Source organism: Propionispira raffinosivorans DSM 20765, from assembly GCF_000381065.1.
GTDB lineage: Bacteria > Bacillota > Negativicutes > Selenomonadales > Selenomonadaceae > Propionispira > Propionispira raffinosivorans.
Map to the genome: position 1 here is coordinate 97,768 of NZ_KB905840.1, position 18,421 is coordinate 116,188.

At 36.9% G+C, this 18,421-nt stretch carries 17 protein-coding genes; 10 read left to right on the top strand and 7 right to left on the bottom strand.

All coding sequences use genetic code 11. The features are described from left to right. Positions 1 to 13: 13 nt before the first annotated feature. The 3 genes from F606_RS0102075 to F606_RS0102085 are packed head-to-tail and all read right to left on the bottom strand — an operon-like array spanning position 14 to position 3,451. A complete protein-coding gene (locus F606_RS0102075) occupies positions 14 to 1,417 on the bottom strand; it encodes an FAD-binding oxidoreductase (RefSeq protein WP_019552201.1) in 1,404 nt (467 codons plus the stop codon). Continuing rightward, complete coding sequence (locus F606_RS0102080) at positions 1,414 to 2,610, bottom strand: electron transfer flavoprotein subunit alpha/FixB family protein (protein ID WP_019552202.1); 1,197 nt, start codon at positions 2,608 to 2,610, stop codon at positions 1,414 to 1,416. Before F606_RS0102080 ends, F606_RS0102075 begins: the two co-directional genes overlap by 4 nt. A gap of 49 nt (positions 2,611 to 2,659) precedes the next feature. Further along, entirely contained in the window at positions 2,660 to 3,451 is a 792-nt protein-coding gene (locus F606_RS0102085; protein ID WP_019552203.1) for an electron transfer flavoprotein subunit beta/FixA family protein, read from the bottom strand. A 457-nt stretch (positions 3,452 to 3,908) separates the two neighbouring features. Between F606_RS0102085 and F606_RS0102090 the strand changes: the two genes are divergently transcribed. Together F606_RS0102090 and F606_RS0102095 are read left to right on the top strand one after the other, a co-directional pair. Then, a complete protein-coding gene (locus F606_RS0102090) occupies positions 3,909 to 4,772 on the top strand; it encodes a fumarylacetoacetate hydrolase family protein (protein WP_019552204.1) in 864 nt (287 codons plus the stop codon). 183 nt (positions 4,773 to 4,955) lie between these two features. After that, a complete protein-coding gene (locus F606_RS0102095; RefSeq protein WP_019552205.1) occupies positions 4,956 to 5,414 on the top strand; it encodes a GNAT family N-acetyltransferase in 459 nt (152 codons plus the stop codon). A 115-nt stretch (positions 5,415 to 5,529) separates the two neighbouring features. On the opposite strand, the gene F606_RS0102100 is transcribed toward F606_RS0102095, so the two are convergent. After that, entirely contained in the window at positions 5,530 to 6,744 is a 1,215-nt protein-coding gene (locus F606_RS0102100; RefSeq protein ID WP_019552206.1) for a multidrug efflux MFS transporter, read from the bottom strand. A 9-nt stretch (positions 6,745 to 6,753) separates the two neighbouring features. Beyond that, entirely contained in the window at positions 6,754 to 7,341 is a 588-nt protein-coding gene (locus tag F606_RS0102105; protein WP_019552207.1) for a TetR/AcrR family transcriptional regulator, read from the bottom strand. A gap of 244 nt (positions 7,342 to 7,585) precedes the next feature. Between F606_RS0102105 and F606_RS20345 the strand changes: the two genes are divergently transcribed. Beyond that, entirely contained in the window at positions 7,586 to 8,215 is a 630-nt protein-coding gene (locus F606_RS20345) for a YczE/YyaS/YitT family protein (RefSeq protein WP_211210011.1), read from the top strand. Positions 8,216 to 8,294: 79 nt separating this feature from the next. Here F606_RS20345 and F606_RS0102115 read toward each other — a convergent pair whose 3' ends face one another. Continuing rightward, positions 8,295 to 9,188, bottom strand: a complete 894-nt coding sequence (locus F606_RS0102115) for a helix-turn-helix transcriptional regulator (RefSeq protein ID WP_019552209.1) — start codon at positions 9,186 to 9,188, stop codon at positions 8,295 to 8,297. 505 nt (positions 9,189 to 9,693) lie between these two features. Here F606_RS0102115 and F606_RS0102120 point away from each other — a divergent pair. The 6 genes from F606_RS0102120 (at position 9,694) to nfsA (ending at position 17,420) form a co-directional block, all read left to right on the top strand. After that, the gene (locus tag F606_RS0102120; protein ID WP_019552210.1) at positions 9,694 to 11,031 is read left to right on the top strand and encodes a glycoside-pentoside-hexuronide (GPH):cation symporter; all 1,338 of its coding nucleotides are present in this window, start codon (positions 9,694 to 9,696) and stop codon (positions 11,029 to 11,031) included. Positions 11,032 to 11,090: 59 nt separating this feature from the next. After that, positions 11,091 to 13,064, top strand: coding sequence for a glycoside hydrolase family 127 protein (locus tag F606_RS0102125; RefSeq protein ID WP_019552211.1), 1,974 nt, complete (start codon positions 11,091 to 11,093; stop codon positions 13,062 to 13,064). 311 nt (positions 13,065 to 13,375) lie between these two features. Next, positions 13,376 to 14,614, top strand: a complete 1,239-nt coding sequence (locus F606_RS0102130; RefSeq protein WP_211210012.1) for a retropepsin-like aspartic protease — start codon at positions 13,376 to 13,378, stop codon at positions 14,612 to 14,614. Positions 14,615 to 14,899: 285 nt separating this feature from the next. Next, the gene (locus tag F606_RS0102135; protein WP_019552213.1) at positions 14,900 to 15,664 is read left to right on the top strand and encodes a 4-hydroxy-tetrahydrodipicolinate reductase; all 765 of its coding nucleotides are present in this window, start codon (positions 14,900 to 14,902) and stop codon (positions 15,662 to 15,664) included. 304 nt (positions 15,665 to 15,968) lie between these two features. Next, positions 15,969 to 16,529 carry a hypothetical protein gene (locus F606_RS0102140; RefSeq protein WP_019552214.1) on the top strand — a complete coding sequence of 187 codons (561 nt, stop codon included), beginning with the start codon at positions 15,969 to 15,971 and terminating at the stop codon, positions 16,527 to 16,529. A 153-nt stretch (positions 16,530 to 16,682) separates the two neighbouring features. Continuing rightward, a complete protein-coding gene (nfsA, locus tag F606_RS0102145) occupies positions 16,683 to 17,420 on the top strand; it encodes an oxygen-insensitive NADPH nitroreductase (protein ID WP_019552215.1) in 738 nt (245 codons plus the stop codon). A 15-nt stretch (positions 17,421 to 17,435) separates the two neighbouring features. On the opposite strand, the gene F606_RS0102150 is transcribed toward nfsA, so the two are convergent. Next, positions 17,436 to 17,798, bottom strand: a complete 363-nt coding sequence (locus tag F606_RS0102150) for a MerR family transcriptional regulator (protein WP_019552216.1) — start codon at positions 17,796 to 17,798, stop codon at positions 17,436 to 17,438. A 74-nt stretch (positions 17,799 to 17,872) separates the two neighbouring features. On the opposite strand from F606_RS0102150, the gene F606_RS0102155 reads away from it, so the two are divergent. Then, on the top strand, positions 17,873 to 18,271 hold the full coding sequence (locus F606_RS0102155) for a carboxymuconolactone decarboxylase family protein (protein ID WP_019552217.1): 399 nt from the start codon (positions 17,873 to 17,875) through the stop codon (positions 18,269 to 18,271). The last annotated feature ends 150 nt before the right edge of the window (positions 18,272 to 18,421 follow it).

Consider the following 18,421-nt stretch of genomic DNA (forward strand, 5'->3'; position numbering starts at 1 on the left):
GTAAATTTAAAACTTAGTCTTCACAAACTTTATGTGGATTTAAGATGTTATTTGGGTCAAATACATGTTTGATTCCTTGCATCAGACCAATAATTTCAGGCTGGATGGATTCATTGAGGTAAGATTTTTTCGCAAAACCAATGCCGTGTTCACCGGATACTTGACCGTCAAGTTCATGAGCTTTTGCATACATTTTTTCCATGGTGAGGCTTAAACGTTCTTGCCAAATTGTATCACTTAAATCATCTTTTAAGATATAGGCATGGAGATTACCATCACCGGCATGTCCAAAACTTTTGATACGCAGCCCAATTTCTTTTTGCAAAGAATGTGTGTATTCAACAAAAGCATTGATACGATTTCGTGGTACAACGATATCCACTTCATCCATATATGTAGTTGATCCTTTGATTGCCTCTAAAAAGGAACCTCTGGCTTTCCAAATGGATTCATTGCGTTCATCTGTATCGGCAATCAATATATCAAGGGCACCTTGCTCCAGACAGATTTTAGCAACACTATCATAAGTGTTTTCAATTTCTTCTGTCGAATTTCCATCGAATTTTAATAATAAGTAAGCATCAGATTGGTTGTCGGGAAATTTTTTGCCTAAATATTCTTCTGAATCCATAATGACTTCTCGTTCCATGAATTCAATTGCGGTTGGGATAGCTCGTGATTTAATAATGAGTGGTGCAGTGCCAATTGCTTGTGACAATGTTGGAAATGGTATGAGCAGACTGATGGTTTTTTTCGGTAACGGCAGAAGCTTTAAAATAGCTTTTGTGACAATGCCAAGAGTTCCTTCTGAACCTACCATCAAATCTTTCATGGCATAACCCGAACTGTTTTTTACAATTTTACCACCAAAATCAACAATTTCACCAGTCGGTAAAATCACTTCCAAACCCCGGACAAAATCACGGGTCACTCCATATTTTACGGCACGCATACCCCCGGCATTCGTGCTTATATTACCCCCAATCGTCGCCGATTTTTCGCCTGGATCTGGTGGATAGAAAAGACCTTTTGGTTCAACATAGGCAGCGAGATCCATCAGTAAAACGCCTGGTTCTAAGGTAAGTGTCAGATTTTCTTCATCTAATTCAAGGAAATGATTCATCAGGGTTGTATCAATCATAATACCATGTTCGATTGCTACAGAAGCACCAACAAGTCCTGTTCCAGCACCGCGGGGCGTCACGGCAATTTTTTTTTGATTGGCATATTTCAAGATTTGAGAAGCCTCTTGGGCAGAACGGATTTTCACGACTACATCGGGATAAGATTCAGTCCCGCTAAGCTCATCATGACTAAATTCTTCATTAATTTGCGTGTCGTATAAAATGCGTTCATTATCGGCGATTATTGATTCGAGAACTTTTAAATCAGCTTGGTCAATCCGTTTGTATATCATGCGGAGACCCCCTTGGCAATTTTTATTTTTTCAATCAGTTTTGGAATAATGTCGTAAATATCACCGACGAGTCCATAATTAGCAACATGGAATATATTTGCTTTTGGATCTTTGTTAATGGACATGATCACATCAGAATGGTTCATTCCAGCCACAAATTGAACGGACCCGGATACCCCACAGGTAATGATGAGTTTTGGTCTAACCGTACGTCCACTGAGACCGACCTGGTGCTTAGCATCAAGCCAACCAGCTTCTGTAATGGGTCGAGTTGAGGCAACTTGCCCCCCTAACAGGTCGGCAAGTTCTTGCAGCATTTCTAGATCAGCTTGCTTTTTGACACCACGACCAGCCACAATGAGTACTTCAGCAGAATCAATAAACTTTTCTTTTTCTTTAGGAACAACATTTAAGACTTGGACATTACAGCGTAATTTTGCTTCATTGATATGACAAGCAATAATTTCACCAGTTTCGATGGGTTCTCTTTTTGGTATATTCATAACCTTATATCGTACTGTAGCAATTTGCGGACGATGATTTGGCGTAAGAATCTGTGCCATGATATTGCCACCAAACGCTGGTCTGATTTGAACTAAATCGGTGTTTTCACTCATTTCCAGTACTGTGCAGTCAGCGGTTAATCCTGTGCCAAAGCGGGCGGCAATTCGTGGGGCTAGCTGCCTTCCGATTGTTGTTGCGCCAACTAAAATCGCTGCTGGCTTAATGTGTTGGATAAAATCTTCAAATGCAGCGGCGTAAGGTTCAATTTTAAAATGTTCCAGACTCGGTGTATCGTAGATATAAGCCTTATCAACGCCGTAATGTAAAAGTTCATGGCTTTTTGTGGTGATATTGCTGCCGATAAAAAGTGCATATACCGGTTGGTTAATTTTATCAGCCAGTTCACGGGCTTTGCCTAGTAATTCATAAGTTACCGGGTGGATTACACCATCAACATGGTCCACATATACCGCAACGCCCTGCCACTGGGTTTTATCTATTCCTTTTACCGCATCGGCTGCATATTCAATGGCACCTAGTGGTCCTTTTTTTACACAAATCTGACACATTTTACAGGCTGCATTTATGTTTACTTGTCCGTTTTGTTCTTCCAGTGCTCCAAAGGGGCAGAGGCCTAACAGTTCTTTGATATTGTCAATTTTTTCTTGATGAACAATAAGTTTTGCCATACGTAAAACCTCCTGAATTTGTAGTTGCTATGTTAAATTGAGAATTTATTTATTCCATAAATTTTAGTTCTTTAATTTTCTCAAACATTTTATCGGTAAGAACGAGACCTGAATTTTGCCAAAGTTCGCGATCTTTTGTTATGGTAGGTGGAAAGATCCGTTGCACTTGAGTCGGAGAACCGCTTAAACCATATCTTTTTTCATCTTGATCATCAAAATCAAGCAAAGAAAGCATTTGTATATTTTGATTTTTTGAAGCCATTTTTTTGATATAGGAGGGCAGTCTTGGTTGGAAAATATCTTTTTCGACGGTCAACAGGCAGGGGAAATCGACTTGTAAAGTTTCAACATGATGAGGCATGTCCATCTCTACGATAATTGAGGTTTCATTTACCGAAATGATTTTTACAACATTGCAGACACTGGGAATTTTCAGATATTCGGAAATTTCCGGACCGACCTGTGCTGTATCGCCATCTGTTGTTTGCTTGCCGCAGATAATCAAATCAAATTTCCCGAATTTTGTAATTCCCTGCGACAGTGTATAACTTGTAGCTAAAACATCGGACCCACCGAATTTTCGATCTGAGACCAAAGCACCGTTATCTGCTCCCATCGCATAGGCTTCATAAATGATAGCTTGCGCTTGTGGAGGACCCATACTGATGACACTAACGGTGCCACCGTATTTTTCTTTTAGGCGCAGAGCAGTTTCTAAAGCATAAAGATCATAAGGATTCATTTTACTATCAACACCGTTTCGGTTTAAAACACCGGTTGCCGGATCGATTTTTACTTCATTGGTTCCGGGAACTTGCTTAATACAAACTAAAATTTCCATATGCATTCTCCTCCTGGTTTGGTGTAGCCGTTTAAAATATAAGTAGGTGTGTTACACATAAGTAATATTTATTCAAAATACTTTTAATATTTCAAATATTTATAATAAGACAAAACAATTAAAAACAATCTATAAATTGGTCACACCAATTTTATATTCCCAGTATAGTGCTTCTTTAAAACCCTGTCAATAACTAAATGGCATAAAAAAGTATGTGAATTATTTACTATATTTATAGTATGTGAATAAAATATCTTTCTTCAAATTTATCCTGTAAATACAGGTATTGAATTAAATATTATTAGTTTTTAAATGCGCATGATCGGATAAATTATTTTCAGGTTTACAAAGTTAATGATTGTTTGTAGAATAGATGAAGATAAGAACTTATGAAAACATTGAAATAATAATTCGTGTAATTTTACGTCAAGTATTGATAAAAAGGAGTGACACTGCTATGAAGTTAATTAATTTTAAACTAGATGAAGAAATTCGTTTAGGCATTAAGGTAGAGTCTGGAATTATCGATGTTACAAGTTCTGTTGATGATACTTTATTTGCCGCACCGACTACAATGGAACAGGTAATAGTAAGCGGGCAAGCAGGGTTGTCACAGTTAACACAATTGATGAAGCAAAAAGTTCGAATTCTTAGCGAAGAACATTTGATTTATGCACCTTGTCTGATAAAGCCTGAGAAAATTCTTTGTGTTGGCTTGAATTATGTAAGCCATGCGGCTGAATCTAAAATAGATATTCCAGTAGAACCTATCTTATTTAGTAAATTCAATAATGCATTAGCAGCACATCGACAAATCATAACCCTTCCTAAAGTGGCGCAAAAATTTGATTATGAAGCTGAACTTGTTATTGTGATTGGCAAAGAAGCTTCAAATGTTTCAAAGGAAGAAGCTTTATCCTATGTTTTCGGGTATACGACAGGGAACGATTTAAGTGCAAGGGATTTGCAATTTCGTTCAGGTCAATGGTTATTAGGAAAAACATGTGATTATTTTGCTCCCATCGGCCCTTACTTAATAACCGCCGACGGCTTAAATCCAAATAATCTCAATATTACATGTGAAGTAAATGGAGTCGTGCGTCAGGCTGCTAATACACGTGATATGATTTTTGATTGTGCAACGATTATCAGTTATGCATCACAATATATGACATTACAGCCCGGTGATATTATTTTTACTGGGACACCAAGCGGCGTGATATTGGGGTATCCAGAAGCAGAACAAAAATGGCTAAGAGCTGGCGATGAAATCAAAGTTTCGATTGAACGGATTGGAACGTTGCAAAATGTATTAGCTTAAGTAATACGGTGTAGGTTTAAAAGAGAGGCACTTCAGTGCTTCTTTTTTGCTCACAAAGATCTTGCACTCAGTATGCTATAAAAATATTTCTGAATTTTTGATTAAATTAAAGGGTTTTGGTTCTTATATGGGAATATAATTCAGTAACAAAGAAAATTGATAATTGAAAGGAGTCTGGCTGTTATGGATTTACATGTAAGAATTACTGAGGGCTCGAATGATGATTTTATCAGGTTGGTTAGACTATTAGACGAAGAATGTCTTGAAATGATTGATAATGATAAACTGCAGCATAAACAATTCAAGCAAGCCGATGATGACAGTACAACAGTTGTTGTGGTCTATGACGGAATGACACCCATTGCTTGTGGAAGTTTTAGGAATTATAGTGAGGATACGGTTGAAATGAAGCGGGTCTTTGTCCGAAAAGTATATCGAAATAAAGGGTTAGCGACGAAAGTGATGCATAATTTAGAGAAACTTGCTTTGGCGCAGGGGCGTGCCTATGCTATTTTGGAAACAGGCGGGAAGATTCAAGCAACCATTGACTTATATAAGCATCTACAGTATGATACAATACATAATTATGGACCATACGAAACGGATATGAATTGTATTTGCATGAAGAAAAAATTGGGATAAAAGCATTTTATAGTCGAGAGAGCATCGTTTTTTAAAGATGAACAGGGATAAAAAGCAGCGACTTCAAGATAACGTTTGAAAATGTTATCTTGAGATCGCTGCTTTTTGTATGAGTTTAAGAATGCGGCAGGGCATGTTCAAATTCAAGGCTCGCTTTTTTATATACATTATGGTGTACCCAAAGCCCATTTACAAATAAAAGGATACTAGTCATGAAAAATACATAACGAATTCCCAAATGAGCGGCGATTTGTCCGCCAAAAACTGCACCAAAAAACATCCCCAGAAACTGGGCTGTTTGGTTATAACTAAAGATCCGTCCCGCAATATCAGATGAAATACTTTGTTTTAACATCGTATTGATAGATGGCAACAGGGCGCCGGTTGCAATGCCGACTAAAAAACGCAGTCCCATTAGCTGCCATTCATTGGATACAAAAGCTTGTGGAATAAATAAAAAGCTGGCAGCAAACAAAGCAATTAAAATGACTTTGTGGGCGCCGACTTTATCGGCTAATTTTCCAAGACGCGGTGCGACCAACATACTTGAAAGACCAGATGAGGCAAATACAAGACCGGAAATAAAGGCTAGATGAGCCGTATTTGGCGATAAAGTGCTAATGTAAATGGTGATGACCGGTTCAATCGAAAATAATGCCAGTTGTAAGGTAAATGTAGTAATAAACATAGCGAAAATAAGTTGTTTATCTGGTAGAGTATGACAGATCTCACGAAAACTTAACAGTGGTTTTGTGGTGCGGGTAAAATTTTCTTGAACAAAAAAGAACGTAAGCAGAAAAGCTATTAATAAGAGTGACCCCATCGATAAAAACACAGCCCGGAAGCCGAACATTTCGACTAAGTAACCACCAATTAGCGGCCCTAACAAGGTACCGCCTACGGCTCCGGTTGAAAGTGTTCCAAGTGCCCACCCAGCTTTTTCTTTTGAAGCTTGCGTAGCAATTAATGTGATGGCTCCTGAGTTGAAACCGGAAATGGTACCCATCAACATTCGTAGACCAACAAGCTGATAAACACTTTGGACAAATCCCATGGAAGCAAGAACAATTGACATTCCGAAGCTGGCTCGGAGCAGCATAGGTTTACGGCCATACTTGTCAGCAATCTTCCCCCAGAATGGTGAAAAGATCGAGGCAATTAAAGTGGTACTCCCAAAAGCAATTCCTGACCACATTTCAATATCGGCTAAGTTATGCATACCAAGCTTATCAATATATAAAGGCAATACCGGTGCGATTTGACTTAAAGCAGCTGAGGTAGCAAACGAGCCAAGCCAACAGATCCATAAATTCCGTTTCCAAATTTCCATATAATTCACCTATTTCTTTGCTGGGGATGTGTGTTCAAGTATTTCAACGCCACTGATAAAGGTGTGGATCAGCTGTAAATAACTATCTTCACGTCCGGCTGGTTTAGTGAACCAGCCGGACGCTTCGAGCGAAACAAATCCGTGCATGATACTGCGCAAGCCGCGAACTGCATGGGTTAAATCATCGTCATGAAGATCGTAATGAGATAAAACCGTTCGCAGGATGCCCATTAATTCTTTGGTTACTGCTTTGAAACGTGGGCTTTCTTTATATTCCCAAGCGGATGACATAATTGACTGATATTGTCCAGGATGATCGTGGGCAAACTGCCTATAGACAATAGCAATTTCCAAGATAGCATCTTTTTTTGATTTTCCGATAGCGGCAGCTGCCAGTTTTTCTTTTAACTGCATACTAGCGAAAATAACAAGTTCACAGCGTAATTCATCTAAGCTTTCGATATGATTATATAAAGAAGGCTTTTTTATACCGAAGTTTTCCGCAATGGCCGTTAATGTTACGGCATCAAAGCCTTTTTCATCAGCAATTGCCGCCGCCATTTCAATGATACGCTGTATATTTAATTTTAAACGCATAGTTATTTTAGATCCTTTCTAAGGGTTAATATATAATGTTTACTAATAAACTAACTGATTATATATTAAAACTAATGGTGTTAGTTGTCAAGCCAATGTGAAAGGTTATAAGTATTTTGATATATGGTGAATTTTTGATGTTAAGGGAAAGCATGATATAATATAGTAGTATATTATATTGTAAAGGTCGGATTTTATGTCATCCAAAAAACGTTATTTTCTTTTTATTTGTGGCTTATTTTTTATGTCATTAGGAATTTGCCTGATTTTGAAAAGTTCATTAGGGACATCTCCAATATCTAGTATTCCATATATATTAAGTTTAAAGTATTCGCTGTCCTTGGGCGAATTTACATTTATTATAAACATGCTGTTTTTACTTATGCAGCTTTTGATTTTACAACAGAGTTTTCCTTACATTCAATTTTTACAAATACCTATGACTATTGTTTTTAGTTGTTTCATTGATTTTGTTATGTTTTTATTAAGTGGTTTCACTCCAGAGTTGTATTTTATGAAAATTTTTACGCTGACTTTAGGCTGTTTTGCTTTAGCCATGGGGGTTGCTTTACAAATTATTGGCGATGTTGTAATGCTGGCAGGAGAAGGTCTGGTTTATGCTTTTATTACAAAGTGGAATCTTACGTTAGGCAAAACTAAAACTTTTTTTGATAGCAGTCTTGTTATTATTGCGGCAAGTATGTCCTTGTTTTATTTTAAAGAAATTCAGGGCATTCGAGAAGGTACTTTAATTTCTGCCCTGGTTGTTGGCACAATTGCCCGTTTTTATATTAGTAAAATTAGTATTCCTGATGAGCATGGTCGACTTATTTTTAGTTTGTCATTTCATAAAAAAGAAAAATGCATAAAATAAATTGTATCAAAACAGACAGCTGCCAGACACTTTTATTTAAGTTTCTGGCAACTGTCTGTTTTGATCTTGGTAAATGATTTTATGGCATATCTTTTTTATAGTATAGATTTCGATATTCAGAGGGAGTCATATGCATATTTTTTTTGAATTGTTTAGAAAAATATGCATTATCTGTGAAACCGATTGTAGTGGCTATAGTATTAACAGGGTCCGTTGTATTAGCGAGTAATTGTTTTGCTTTGCTTAGGCGGATTGATAATAAAAGCTGGAGTGGCGTAATACCATATTTTCGATTGACGCAGCGAATGATATGTGCTGGATGAAAGGCGTATTTTTTTGCAATATCTTTTAAGTGAAATGGTTCCTGATAATGAATAGCAAGGTATTCAAAAATTTCTTTACCGAGATCTTGATACGTGTTTTTTATATTGGAATCGCAAATGAAAGTTAGAATGGTATAGAAAATTTGTTGATATTTAAGTTCGGAAATTGTTGATGTGATAATTTTAGTGTTTTGATAGCGGTCAATTTTAACCTGAGCTAGTCTTTTCATATAATCTAAAAATTGGTTTTGTAATTCTTCATTTATTAAGCCATATTGTGGAATGGAAATTTGAAAGTCATCAATTTCATAACATTTTCCATGGCAGTATTCTTTGTTACCAGAATAAACCGTCGTGTCTGAATAATAAAAATCTCTAGTTGAATAGAAATGAATCCAGTAAAATTTTGTTTCGACATCACAGTGTTTATAACCACGATGTAGTCTTTTGGGCGGTAAAATTAAAAATTGTCCCGGCAATACGGTAAAGTGTATTTTATTTTCTTCCATATATAATTTTCCACTTATAACATAAATCAGATCAAAGGTGTGGTCAAGTGTACGACGAGAGTGCGTATCACCTGCTCTAAAGGTAGCTACACCGCCAACAATTAAGTGAGGCAGCGGCGGACAGTTAAAAATAATATACATTTTAGTCCCTCCGGTTAGTTCATTTTGTTATATTAATTAGAATCTCTCAGACTTTATAAAACAGTGTTTGTAAAATTTAGACTATTCAAATTAGTTCGTTATTGGTGAATCACAATACATAAATGTTAATTTTATTATATCAATTATGTCAATATAATTATAGAATATATTGGTATTTTCCATTATGCTGTAACTTTTTATAGGGTATGATTTATATATAATATGGATGCGGCATTATTTTTTAGCTATGTATAACGAATGCTTTTTATAATTTGCAAAGTATTTTGAAAAATTCAAAAGAATATGCCGAGTATTCATTACTGTCTATATAGAACGCATTAAACATTTTATATGGCAATCGTCAGGAATGGGGTATAGGGCTTCGTGACGTTACGTAGGAAGCAAACGATGCCCTATACCCCATTTCTGGCAGACTGATAGACTGAATGTAATTTCTTTAATGCGTTCTATATAAAATTTGAGTTAATAAGGGAGTGGAGATACCATGGCGGAGAAAAAAATTTCGTTTATTAAGGTTCCTCTAAGAGGTCGGCTGGGTTATGCTTTAACAGATGCTAGTGGGAATTTATTGTATTGTATTATTGGTGCCTATTTGTTGTATTTTTTAACGGACGTATATGGTTTATCAATTGCTGTTACAGGAACATTACTATTGGCAACTCGACTATTAGATGCTGTGGATGCACCTGTTTGGGGATTTATCGTAGATCATACAAAATCAAAATATGGTCAAAGCAGACCATATTTTATGTGGTTAGCTATACCTTTTGCACTTTTTATGTGGTTAACGTTTACAACCCCGGGCTTTTCGGGAACGGCAAAAGTAGTTTACATAGCAGTAGTTTATATTTTGGCAGGGATTTTTTATACGGGAATTCAGACTGCGATTACTTCGGTTCTGCCGAATTTGACCAATGATCCAAACGAAAGAGTTATATTGAATACGTTTCGTATGGTAGGTGGTAATATGGGGGCTTTTGTAGCAACAGCTTTTACTTTGCCATTAGTCGCTTTTTTTGGCAATGGCAATGATCAAAAAGGGTTTTCTTTGACTTTAGCTGTTTATGGAATCATCGCAATTGTCTTCTTTTTCATTGCATTTATGAATTTACGAGAAATTAACATCGAAAAAATAAAAAAAATTCCGATCAAACAAAGCATTTTTGCAATCAAAGGGAATTGGCCCTGGATTTTGCTTGTAACCGCGAATTTGATTTTCTGGATCGCTTTAACGATTCGTCAGTCAACATTAGTTTATTATTTACAATATTTCATCGGCAACAAAGATTTGGTTCCGCTGGTGAATGGTTTAACTGTTTTGCAGATTGCTGGAATGGTGTCAATACCTTTCATGGTTAAATTTTCTAATAAATATGGAACAATGATCATTGGATTGATTTTAGCAGCTTTAGGGCATGTGATTATGTTTTTGGCTGGTAATGTTGTTTCCGCATTAGCTGCTGGCTGGATTGTTGCCTCAATTGGCTCTGGTATTGCTTGTTCAATGCCCTTTGCGATGCTTTCGGATACGGTAGATTATGGTGAATGGAAAAACGGTATTCGGGCGAGTGGATTTTTAACGGCAATTGGCAGTGCATTTTGTATTAAGGCTGGTTCCGGTATTGGTGGTTTTATTCCAGCCATGGTTATGGATGCCTTTGGTTATATACCAAATGTAATACAATCAGCACAATCTTTAATGGGAATTCAAATTGTTTTTATCTGGCTGCCGATTTTTATTTTTCTGCTAGGGATTATTCCAATGTGTTTTTATCGTAAATATGAAAAAAATGAAGCACAGGTTATTCGTGAGATTGCATAATAATAAAGAAGATATCGACCGATCGAGAGAGTTGGTATTTATAGAAATGGGTGAATAAAATGAGTTCTATGCATTTAAACCATGTCAAAATAACAGATCCGTTTTGGCTGCATTATATGGATTTGATTCGTACGGAAATGATTCCCTATCAATGGTCGGTGCTAAATGACAAAGCAGATATTATCATTGAAAAAGAAAGAGATGCAGACTATATCCCATCTGATAAAAGTCATGCAATTGAAAATTTTAAAATAGCTGCCGGACTTAAAAAAGGGCATCATTACGGAATGGTATTTCAAGATAGTGATGTTTATAAATGGCTGGAGGCTGTAGCGTATTCGCTGCAGCAGGTGCCCGATGAGAATCTGCAAAAAATTGCGGATAGCGTGATTGATTTATTGGCACAAGCACAAGAGGCGGATGGATATTTAAATTCTTATTTTACCATTGAAGATCCAAAACGCAGATTTAAAAGACTCTATCAAAGTCATGAACTTTATTGTGCTGGGCATTATATCGAAGCGGGTGTGGCCTATTATAGTGCAACGAAAAGTCAAAAAGCTTTAGAAATTGCTTGTAAATTGGCAGATTGCATTCGTGCTGCGTTTGGTGATGGGAAAGGGCAAATTCAAGGTTATGATGGACATGAAGAAATTGAAATAGCATTGCTTCGTTTATATGAAGTGACAGGTAACAAGGATTATTTAGAGCTTAGTAAATTTTTCTTATATGAACGAGGTAAAAATCCAGATTTTTTCAAAGACCAAGTCAAGGCAGATCCAAATAAAAAACCATTAATTGAGGGGATGGATCAATTTAAAGCCAGTTATTATCAAATTCATAAACCTGTTCTAGAGCAGGATACTGCAGAAGGGCATGCTGTCCGGGTAACGTATTTGTGTACAGCGATGGCGAATCTGGCATACTTAAATCAGGATGAAAAAATGTTGGAAGTTTGTCATCGCCTATGGGATAATATCGTTCATAAACGTATGTATATTACAGGTGCTATCGGTTCGACTGTTATTGGCGAGGCTTTTACAGCCGATTATGATTTACCAAATGATACGATGTATGGTGAAACTTGCGCCTCAGTTGGAATGATTTTTTTTGCGGCGAATATGTTGAAAAATGAGCGCAAAGCGGAATATGCGGATGTGATGGAACGAGAATTATATAATATCACGCTTAGTGGTATGGCACTCGATGGAAAACATTTCTTTTATGTTAACCCGTTAGAAGCTGTACCTGAACATAGCAAAAAAGATCCTGGTAAGAGTCATGTGAAATTGGCTCGCCCAGCTTGGTTTGGTTGTGCTTGCTGTCCACCTAATCTGGCAAGATTATTGACATCACTAGACCGGTATATCTATACAATTCATGATCAGAGTATTTACACCAATCTGTACTTGACGAATCAATCCAATCTTGAAATTGATGGGAAAAAAATAAGAATTGAGCAAATGACAAACTATCCATGGGAAGGGAAAATACAATTTTCAATCCATACGAATCAGGCGGTACGTTTCTCTTTTGCTCTTCGAATCCCCAATTGGTCCAAGACATATTCGATTTTCATTAATGGGGAACGGCATACAGGAAAGATCGTGAATGGTTATGTAAGTCTGGATCGCCAATGGAATGATGGTGATACCATCGTGCTGGAATTGGATATGAAAATTCATTTATGGACAGCTAATCCCCATGTGAGATCAGATTTAAATAAAGTTGCTGTGCAGCGAGGCCCCATTGTATATTGTGCAGAAGGTAAAGATAATGGTTCTGATTTGCAGCTTATTCATTTTACAGAGCAGACAAAATTCCAATACCAATTTGAAGCAAATCAATTTAATGGTGTTGGCATCATCACGGCAAATGCAGAAAAAATGAAAATTGGGTCACAGTGGGAACAAACACTTTATCGCGAAGCTGTAAAACAGGAGTTTTCTCCGATAACACTTACATTGATTCCATATTACTGTTGGGCGAACCGGGGCGAAAATGAAATGCTGATTTGGTTTCATAAGAAATAAAAATAGACTTAATGTTATAAGCAGCGCAAGTATCAGCCGCATTTTAACATGGGGCTGATTTCTTTTTCTGTAGATAAAATAATAATTTGTGGCTTGCCTTTACGGAATTTTTTTGCTGCGAGCTATAGTGTATGTTTTAATTTTTATACTCCATGAACAAGTCATAATAATTTTCGCATTTTTGCTGACAAATTTACAAATTTAGATGTAAAATGGTAGAGAGTCAAGGATGATATCGGTAAAGGTCAAAATATAGAGGATTATATGATTTTTAATGACTACATTATATGGAGAATCGAGTGTAATGAATTGTGCAGCGTGGTAAGTTTTGTTCTTGGAGAAAATACATAGGGTTGATTGGACTCATAGGGGTCTTTTGGCTCAGCTTCAGTTCAATTGGGAGTGCTATAGCAGCGATTGATCTTGATCCGGATACTAGTGTTTTTATTGCTACAGTAGAGGATCGGGTGTCTTCGTTAGTTACCAAAGATGGATTGGTTTTACAAGTTAAACTGGGAGAAGGTAAGCGCCCTTATAATTTTTTGCTGGACACGGGGGCAGAAATTAGTGTGCTTGACAGTGCCATCGTTCAGGATTTAGCCTTGAATAGGCTTTTGGATTTAGAAAGTCATGATTTTGCCGGAAACAGTAAAAAGGTGACCCTTTATCAGTCAAAATCATTGACTGTGGGTAGTGCGACGATTTATAATATGCCAATTTTAAGTATAGATATGAAGTTTTTACAAACTACCTATGGTATACCAATTGATGGACTTTTGGGGTATGATTTTCTCAAGCATTTTGTTGTAAATCTTGATTATAAAAATCACCAAGTGATTTTTAGTAGAACAAATCATGTGTCGATACCAAGTGATGTGCTTCTGGCAACGATGCATAAAAATTATTTTGCTGTAACTTTGCCAATTACAATTGATCATATGTCGATGGATGTTTTGCTTGATACAGGAGCGATGGGGGAAGCGTTTGCTGCCCCGAATGATCTGCTTGAAAAATGTAAGGTCAAGATTTATAGTAAAGGCGGTATTGTTGCCGGTGCATTTGGTTATTCGGCGCGCGATATTATGGCGAGGGCCGAGGTTCGAGTTGGAAAATACACTTTTAAGCATACAAGTATCATGTCCTCGCAGCTGCCGTTGGCAGGCCATAAATTTTTATCGCAATTTAATGTGATTTTGGATTATCCTGAACAAAAAGCGTGGCTTATTCCAAATGGTAAAGTTTTACTGCCGAAAGATTTCTATCATACGGGTTTGGGCCTCGTGTCTGATGAGAACGGATTTTTAGTCGTTCGTGGTATATGGGAAGGGTCACCGGCTGATGTTGCTGCTATTGGTATTGGCGACCGGATTTTAGCCATCAATGGAATTAAAACGCCGGCCCAAACGGAAGCGTATTGGCGAGTCATACTTCATGACGATAAAATAAAAACGTTAGACCTGGTCGTTGAAAATTCCGCAGGAATACGGACCATAACATTGAAAAAATGTAATTTGTTTGCAGTTCATCGAGTAAAAACGCTAAAACGATAGATATATCTTGTATATCGCAATATAAGGCAGGCTTTTGCCAATGATTCGCTTAAATAGAGGTATTTCCGATAGCGTTGGCGAAAACAAGTAAGATATAGGAATGATTTTAGTGAGAGGATCTTCATTGCTTTATATACCAGATGTAAGAATATTGGTATAGAGCGAGAAGATCCTTCTTTATCATGTTGATGCACTCGAATATAAATAGTGTAAAAATTTTTTATTTTCATGCAGATTGAGGGTGGTAAAAAGCTGATACATTACAGCAATAACAGGAGGATTAGAATGGAAAAAATAAGAGTTGGGTTTTTTGGCTTTGGTAAAACAGGCAAAGTGGTTGCAAATGAATTTTTAAGTGACCCTTTATTTACGTTAGTCTGGGTGGTTCGTCGCAGTCAAGTCGATCATCAGAAATATGCTAGTCATATGCTGGGGCATGAATTTGCCACGGGTGAAATTTTTGCAGCAACGGATATTAATGAAGACTTTTTTTTAGCGCACCCGGTAGATATTATTGTAGATTTTTCTGATTCTACAGGCGTTCGTTTGTATAAAAAAGCTGCACAGCTGGGAATTCCGATTATATCGGCTATTTCTAAATATGAACCACAAGATTTAGAACTTTTACAGTCGTATATAAAATTGACACCAGTACTTTATTCGCCCAATATTACACTCGGGATTAATGTTGTCATGGTAGCTGCGCAAATTTTACAGAAAATAGCACCACATGCGGATATTGAAATCGTTGAAGAACATTTTAAAGGTAAAACCGAAATATCGGGGACGGCTCAAAAAATTGCCAGTGTACTGAATCTAGAACCGGAGCATGTCAATTCTATTCGTGTCGGAGGAATTGTGGGTCATCATGAAATTATTTTTGGTATGCCTTATCAAATTATTCGTTTATCACATCAAAGTATAAATCGGGCGGCTTTTGGGCAAGGGGCTATTTTTGGTGCAAAATTTCTTATTGGAAAACCTCCGGGCATGTATACAATGGAAACAATTATTGCGGAAATGTTTAGACAAAATATTCCAGTGTATTGAAGTTGCAGTGGCTTTTGTTTTATGAACTGGTATTGCAGGGATAAAAAAGTTATAATGAGGAAAAGAGACTTTTATAAATACATATCATTTTAGTGAAATATATATAATGCATTAAAGAAATTGCATCTAGCTAGGCTGCCAGGAAAGGGGTATAGGGCATCGTTTGCTTCCTCCGTAACGCCACTCAACCCTATACCCCTTTTCTGACGATTGCCATATAAAATATTTAATGCAACTTATACAGGTGATTTATTTATACAGTTTAGACGTACAGGTCTAACAGATTCGATGAGGAAGTGTTTTTATGCCAGTAGCTGCTCCAACCCCACCAACAAAACCAGCACCGCTTGAGCTGATGCCATCTCATTCAATGTCATCGAGCAATTCTGATGCGAATACGACTCCCTCCAAGCAAGTTAATACTCCGGTGAATCCTGAAATTGCCGGAGCGGTTAAAAAAATAGAATCAATGCAAAAAGCACTGCAGGGTGGTCCAGTCGTAAAAAGTAAAGATGGCGCAAAGGTAAATACAGAGGAAGCAGTGCCGGCTAAAACAAATAAAATACAGGCATTTTCAACGGATTCTGATGCTGATACCACACAGACGACCACGCAAGCGACGATGGAAAAAACACCTGTGTCTAGTAAACCGACGGCGCTGAATTATTCACCTTTTGTGGCGATTGTTGTCTTGGTTGCTGTTTTTCTAACTGGCTTACGGCTAGTGAAAAATCAGCAGAAGAAAAAAACGGTGCCTGCACCGCTTTCGCAGCAGCATCTGGAGGCAGAACCTGTGCCGCAGAGTTTGATGGCGGCGAAACTTCCGTTACCGAAGAAACGCAAGAAATTTGAAGTTAAAATCTAAAAAAATCTCCATTCACCGAAATATTGTGAATGGAGATTTTTTTAGATTTATGTTTGAGCAAGTGTTATGTTTGATTAAATTTGTTGTCAGTGTTACGATGCATATAAGAATTAAAAAATAAAAAAGTAGATTTATTTTTTTAGGAGGATTCGTATGAATCAGGTTATGGAATTATTAAAAAAACATGCTTCGGTTCGAAAATTTAAAGACCAGGTCGTCGATGAAAGTTTGCTGGCGGATATAATCCAATCGAGCCAATATGCATCAACGTCAAATCATATTCAAGCTTATACGGTGATTCATATTAAGGATCAAGCCAAGAAGATAAAACTAGCTTCTTTAGCAGGTGAACAAAGTTATGTAGAAGAATGTCCGGTTTTTCTCGTTTTTTGTGCAGATTTAAATCGTTTGGGAAAAGCTTGCAGTATGAATCATGAAACGATTGAAAGTAGTTTAACGGAACTGTTTATTATGGCAACAGTCGACGTGGCGCTACTTGCGCAAAATGTCATGATTGCTTCTGAATCAGCAGGTTTAGGCGGAGTATATATCGGAGGAATACGGAATAATCCGCAGGAAGTTTGTGATTTGCTTAAAATTCCCCAGCTTGTATATCCTGTATTCGGCATGTGCCTTGGGTATCCGAAAAAAGTAAATAACACAAAACCTCGTCTGCCCCTATCACTTGTTTTAAAAGAAGATGAATATTCAACGCAGGAAGATATGGTTAAATTGCAAGAATATGATGAAGTTATTCGCCAGTATTATCGAGATCGAACCAACAATGAACGCAGTAATAGCTGGACTGAAGGGATTGCGGCATTCCTCAAACAAAAACAGCGCCCGCATATGAAGGGGTTTTTAGAAAAACGTGGGTTTGAAATGAAATAAACATTCGTTTGTGTATTACGTTGATTGCAATTTACTTTTGTAAATTGCAATTTTTTCTTCAAGATTGCCAAGATTTGTTTCCCATTTTTCTTTTTCAACGTTTGCTTTTAGCTTTTGCTTTTCAAGAATTTCCAGTCTTTGTGCTATGCTAGAATCACCTTGATAGCGTAATAATGCGTATTTTGTGATATCTTTAATGGACATTCCCGTATCTTTTAGCTTTTTGATAAACAATATCCAGGCAATATCATCTGTTGTATAAAACCGCCGACCAGATTTATCACGGTGTACAATTAATAAATTTTCTTTTTCATAGTAACGTAATGTCGGGGCACTTAAGTCGATTAATTTAGAAAATTGTCCGATAGAATAATTCATATAAAATACCTCTTGACTTAAAGTTAACTTTAAGAGTTACAATTTGATTATAACAAATACAGGAGGTTTTAACAATGGAATTAAATCGTTTTGAAAAAGGGTTAAACAAATTGGCTGAGGTAGATGGTAATGCAGGAGAGCAGGTTATTGCAGCGCTCGATGATATCGCTCCAGATTTAGGAAAATACATCGTAGAATTTGCTTTTGGTGATATTTATTGCCGGGAAACTTTGGATTTAAAAGAACGAGAAATGATTACTTTAGCGAGTTTATTGACACTCGGGGGCTGTGAAGCACAGCTTAATGTTCATATTAATGGTGCATTAAATGTAGGTATTGCACCGGAGAAAATCATTGAAATATTTATGCAGTGCATTCCCTATACAGGTTTTCCCCGAGTTTTAAATGCGGTTGGAGTTGCAAGAAAAGTGTTTGTCGATCGAAACATCCGTGTGGCGAAAATTAATTCGTAAGTTATAATAATATTTTGCAGTTTACCATACACAAATATTCAAATTATTCTACATCATATATTGGACCTGTTAGAAAATATATAAGTTTTCTGACAGGTCATTTTTGCTTTTATCATATCTCGTGCCGATAATGGTATTTAATGGTATAAT

Bases quoted from the DNA above. Each gene is read 5' to 3' on its own strand.
- F606_RS0102075 (WP_019552201.1), bottom strand. From the start codon at position 1,417: ATGATATACAAACGGATTGACCAAGCTGATTTAAAAGTTCTCGAATCA.
- F606_RS0102080 (WP_019552202.1), bottom strand. From the start codon at position 2,610: ATGGCAAAACTTATTGTTCATCAAGAAAAAATTGACAATATCAAAGAA.
- F606_RS0102085 (WP_019552203.1), bottom strand. From the start codon at position 3,451: ATGGAAATTTTAGTTTGTATTAAGCAAGTTCCCGGAACCAATGAAGTA.
- F606_RS0102090 (WP_019552204.1), top strand. From the start codon at position 3,909: ATGAAGTTAATTAATTTTAAACTAGATGAAGAAATTCGTTTAGGCATT.
- F606_RS0102095 (WP_019552205.1), top strand. From the start codon at position 4,956: ATGGATTTACATGTAAGAATTACTGAGGGCTCGAATGATGATTTTATC.
- F606_RS0102100 (WP_019552206.1), bottom strand. From the start codon at position 6,744: ATGGAAATTTGGAAACGGAATTTATGGATCTGTTGGCTTGGCTCGTTT.
- F606_RS0102105 (WP_019552207.1), bottom strand. From the start codon at position 7,341: ATGCGTTTAAAATTAAATATACAGCGTATCATTGAAATGGCGGCGGCA.
- F606_RS20345 (WP_211210011.1), top strand. From the start codon at position 7,586: ATGTCATTAGGAATTTGCCTGATTTTGAAAAGTTCATTAGGGACATCT.
- F606_RS0102115 (WP_019552209.1), bottom strand. From the start codon at position 9,188: ATGTATATTATTTTTAACTGTCCGCCGCTGCCTCACTTAATTGTTGGC.
- F606_RS0102120 (WP_019552210.1), top strand. From the start codon at position 9,694: ATGGCGGAGAAAAAAATTTCGTTTATTAAGGTTCCTCTAAGAGGTCGG.
- F606_RS0102125 (WP_019552211.1), top strand. From the start codon at position 11,091: ATGAGTTCTATGCATTTAAACCATGTCAAAATAACAGATCCGTTTTGG.
- F606_RS0102135 (WP_019552213.1), top strand. From the start codon at position 14,900: ATGGAAAAAATAAGAGTTGGGTTTTTTGGCTTTGGTAAAACAGGCAAA.
- F606_RS0102140 (WP_019552214.1), top strand. From the start codon at position 15,969: ATGCCAGTAGCTGCTCCAACCCCACCAACAAAACCAGCACCGCTTGAG.
- nfsA (WP_019552215.1), top strand. From the start codon at position 16,683: ATGAATCAGGTTATGGAATTATTAAAAAAACATGCTTCGGTTCGAAAA.
- F606_RS0102150 (WP_019552216.1), bottom strand. From the start codon at position 17,798: ATGAATTATTCTATCGGACAATTTTCTAAATTAATCGACTTAAGTGCC.
- F606_RS0102155 (WP_019552217.1), top strand. From the start codon at position 17,873: ATGGAATTAAATCGTTTTGAAAAAGGGTTAAACAAATTGGCTGAGGTA.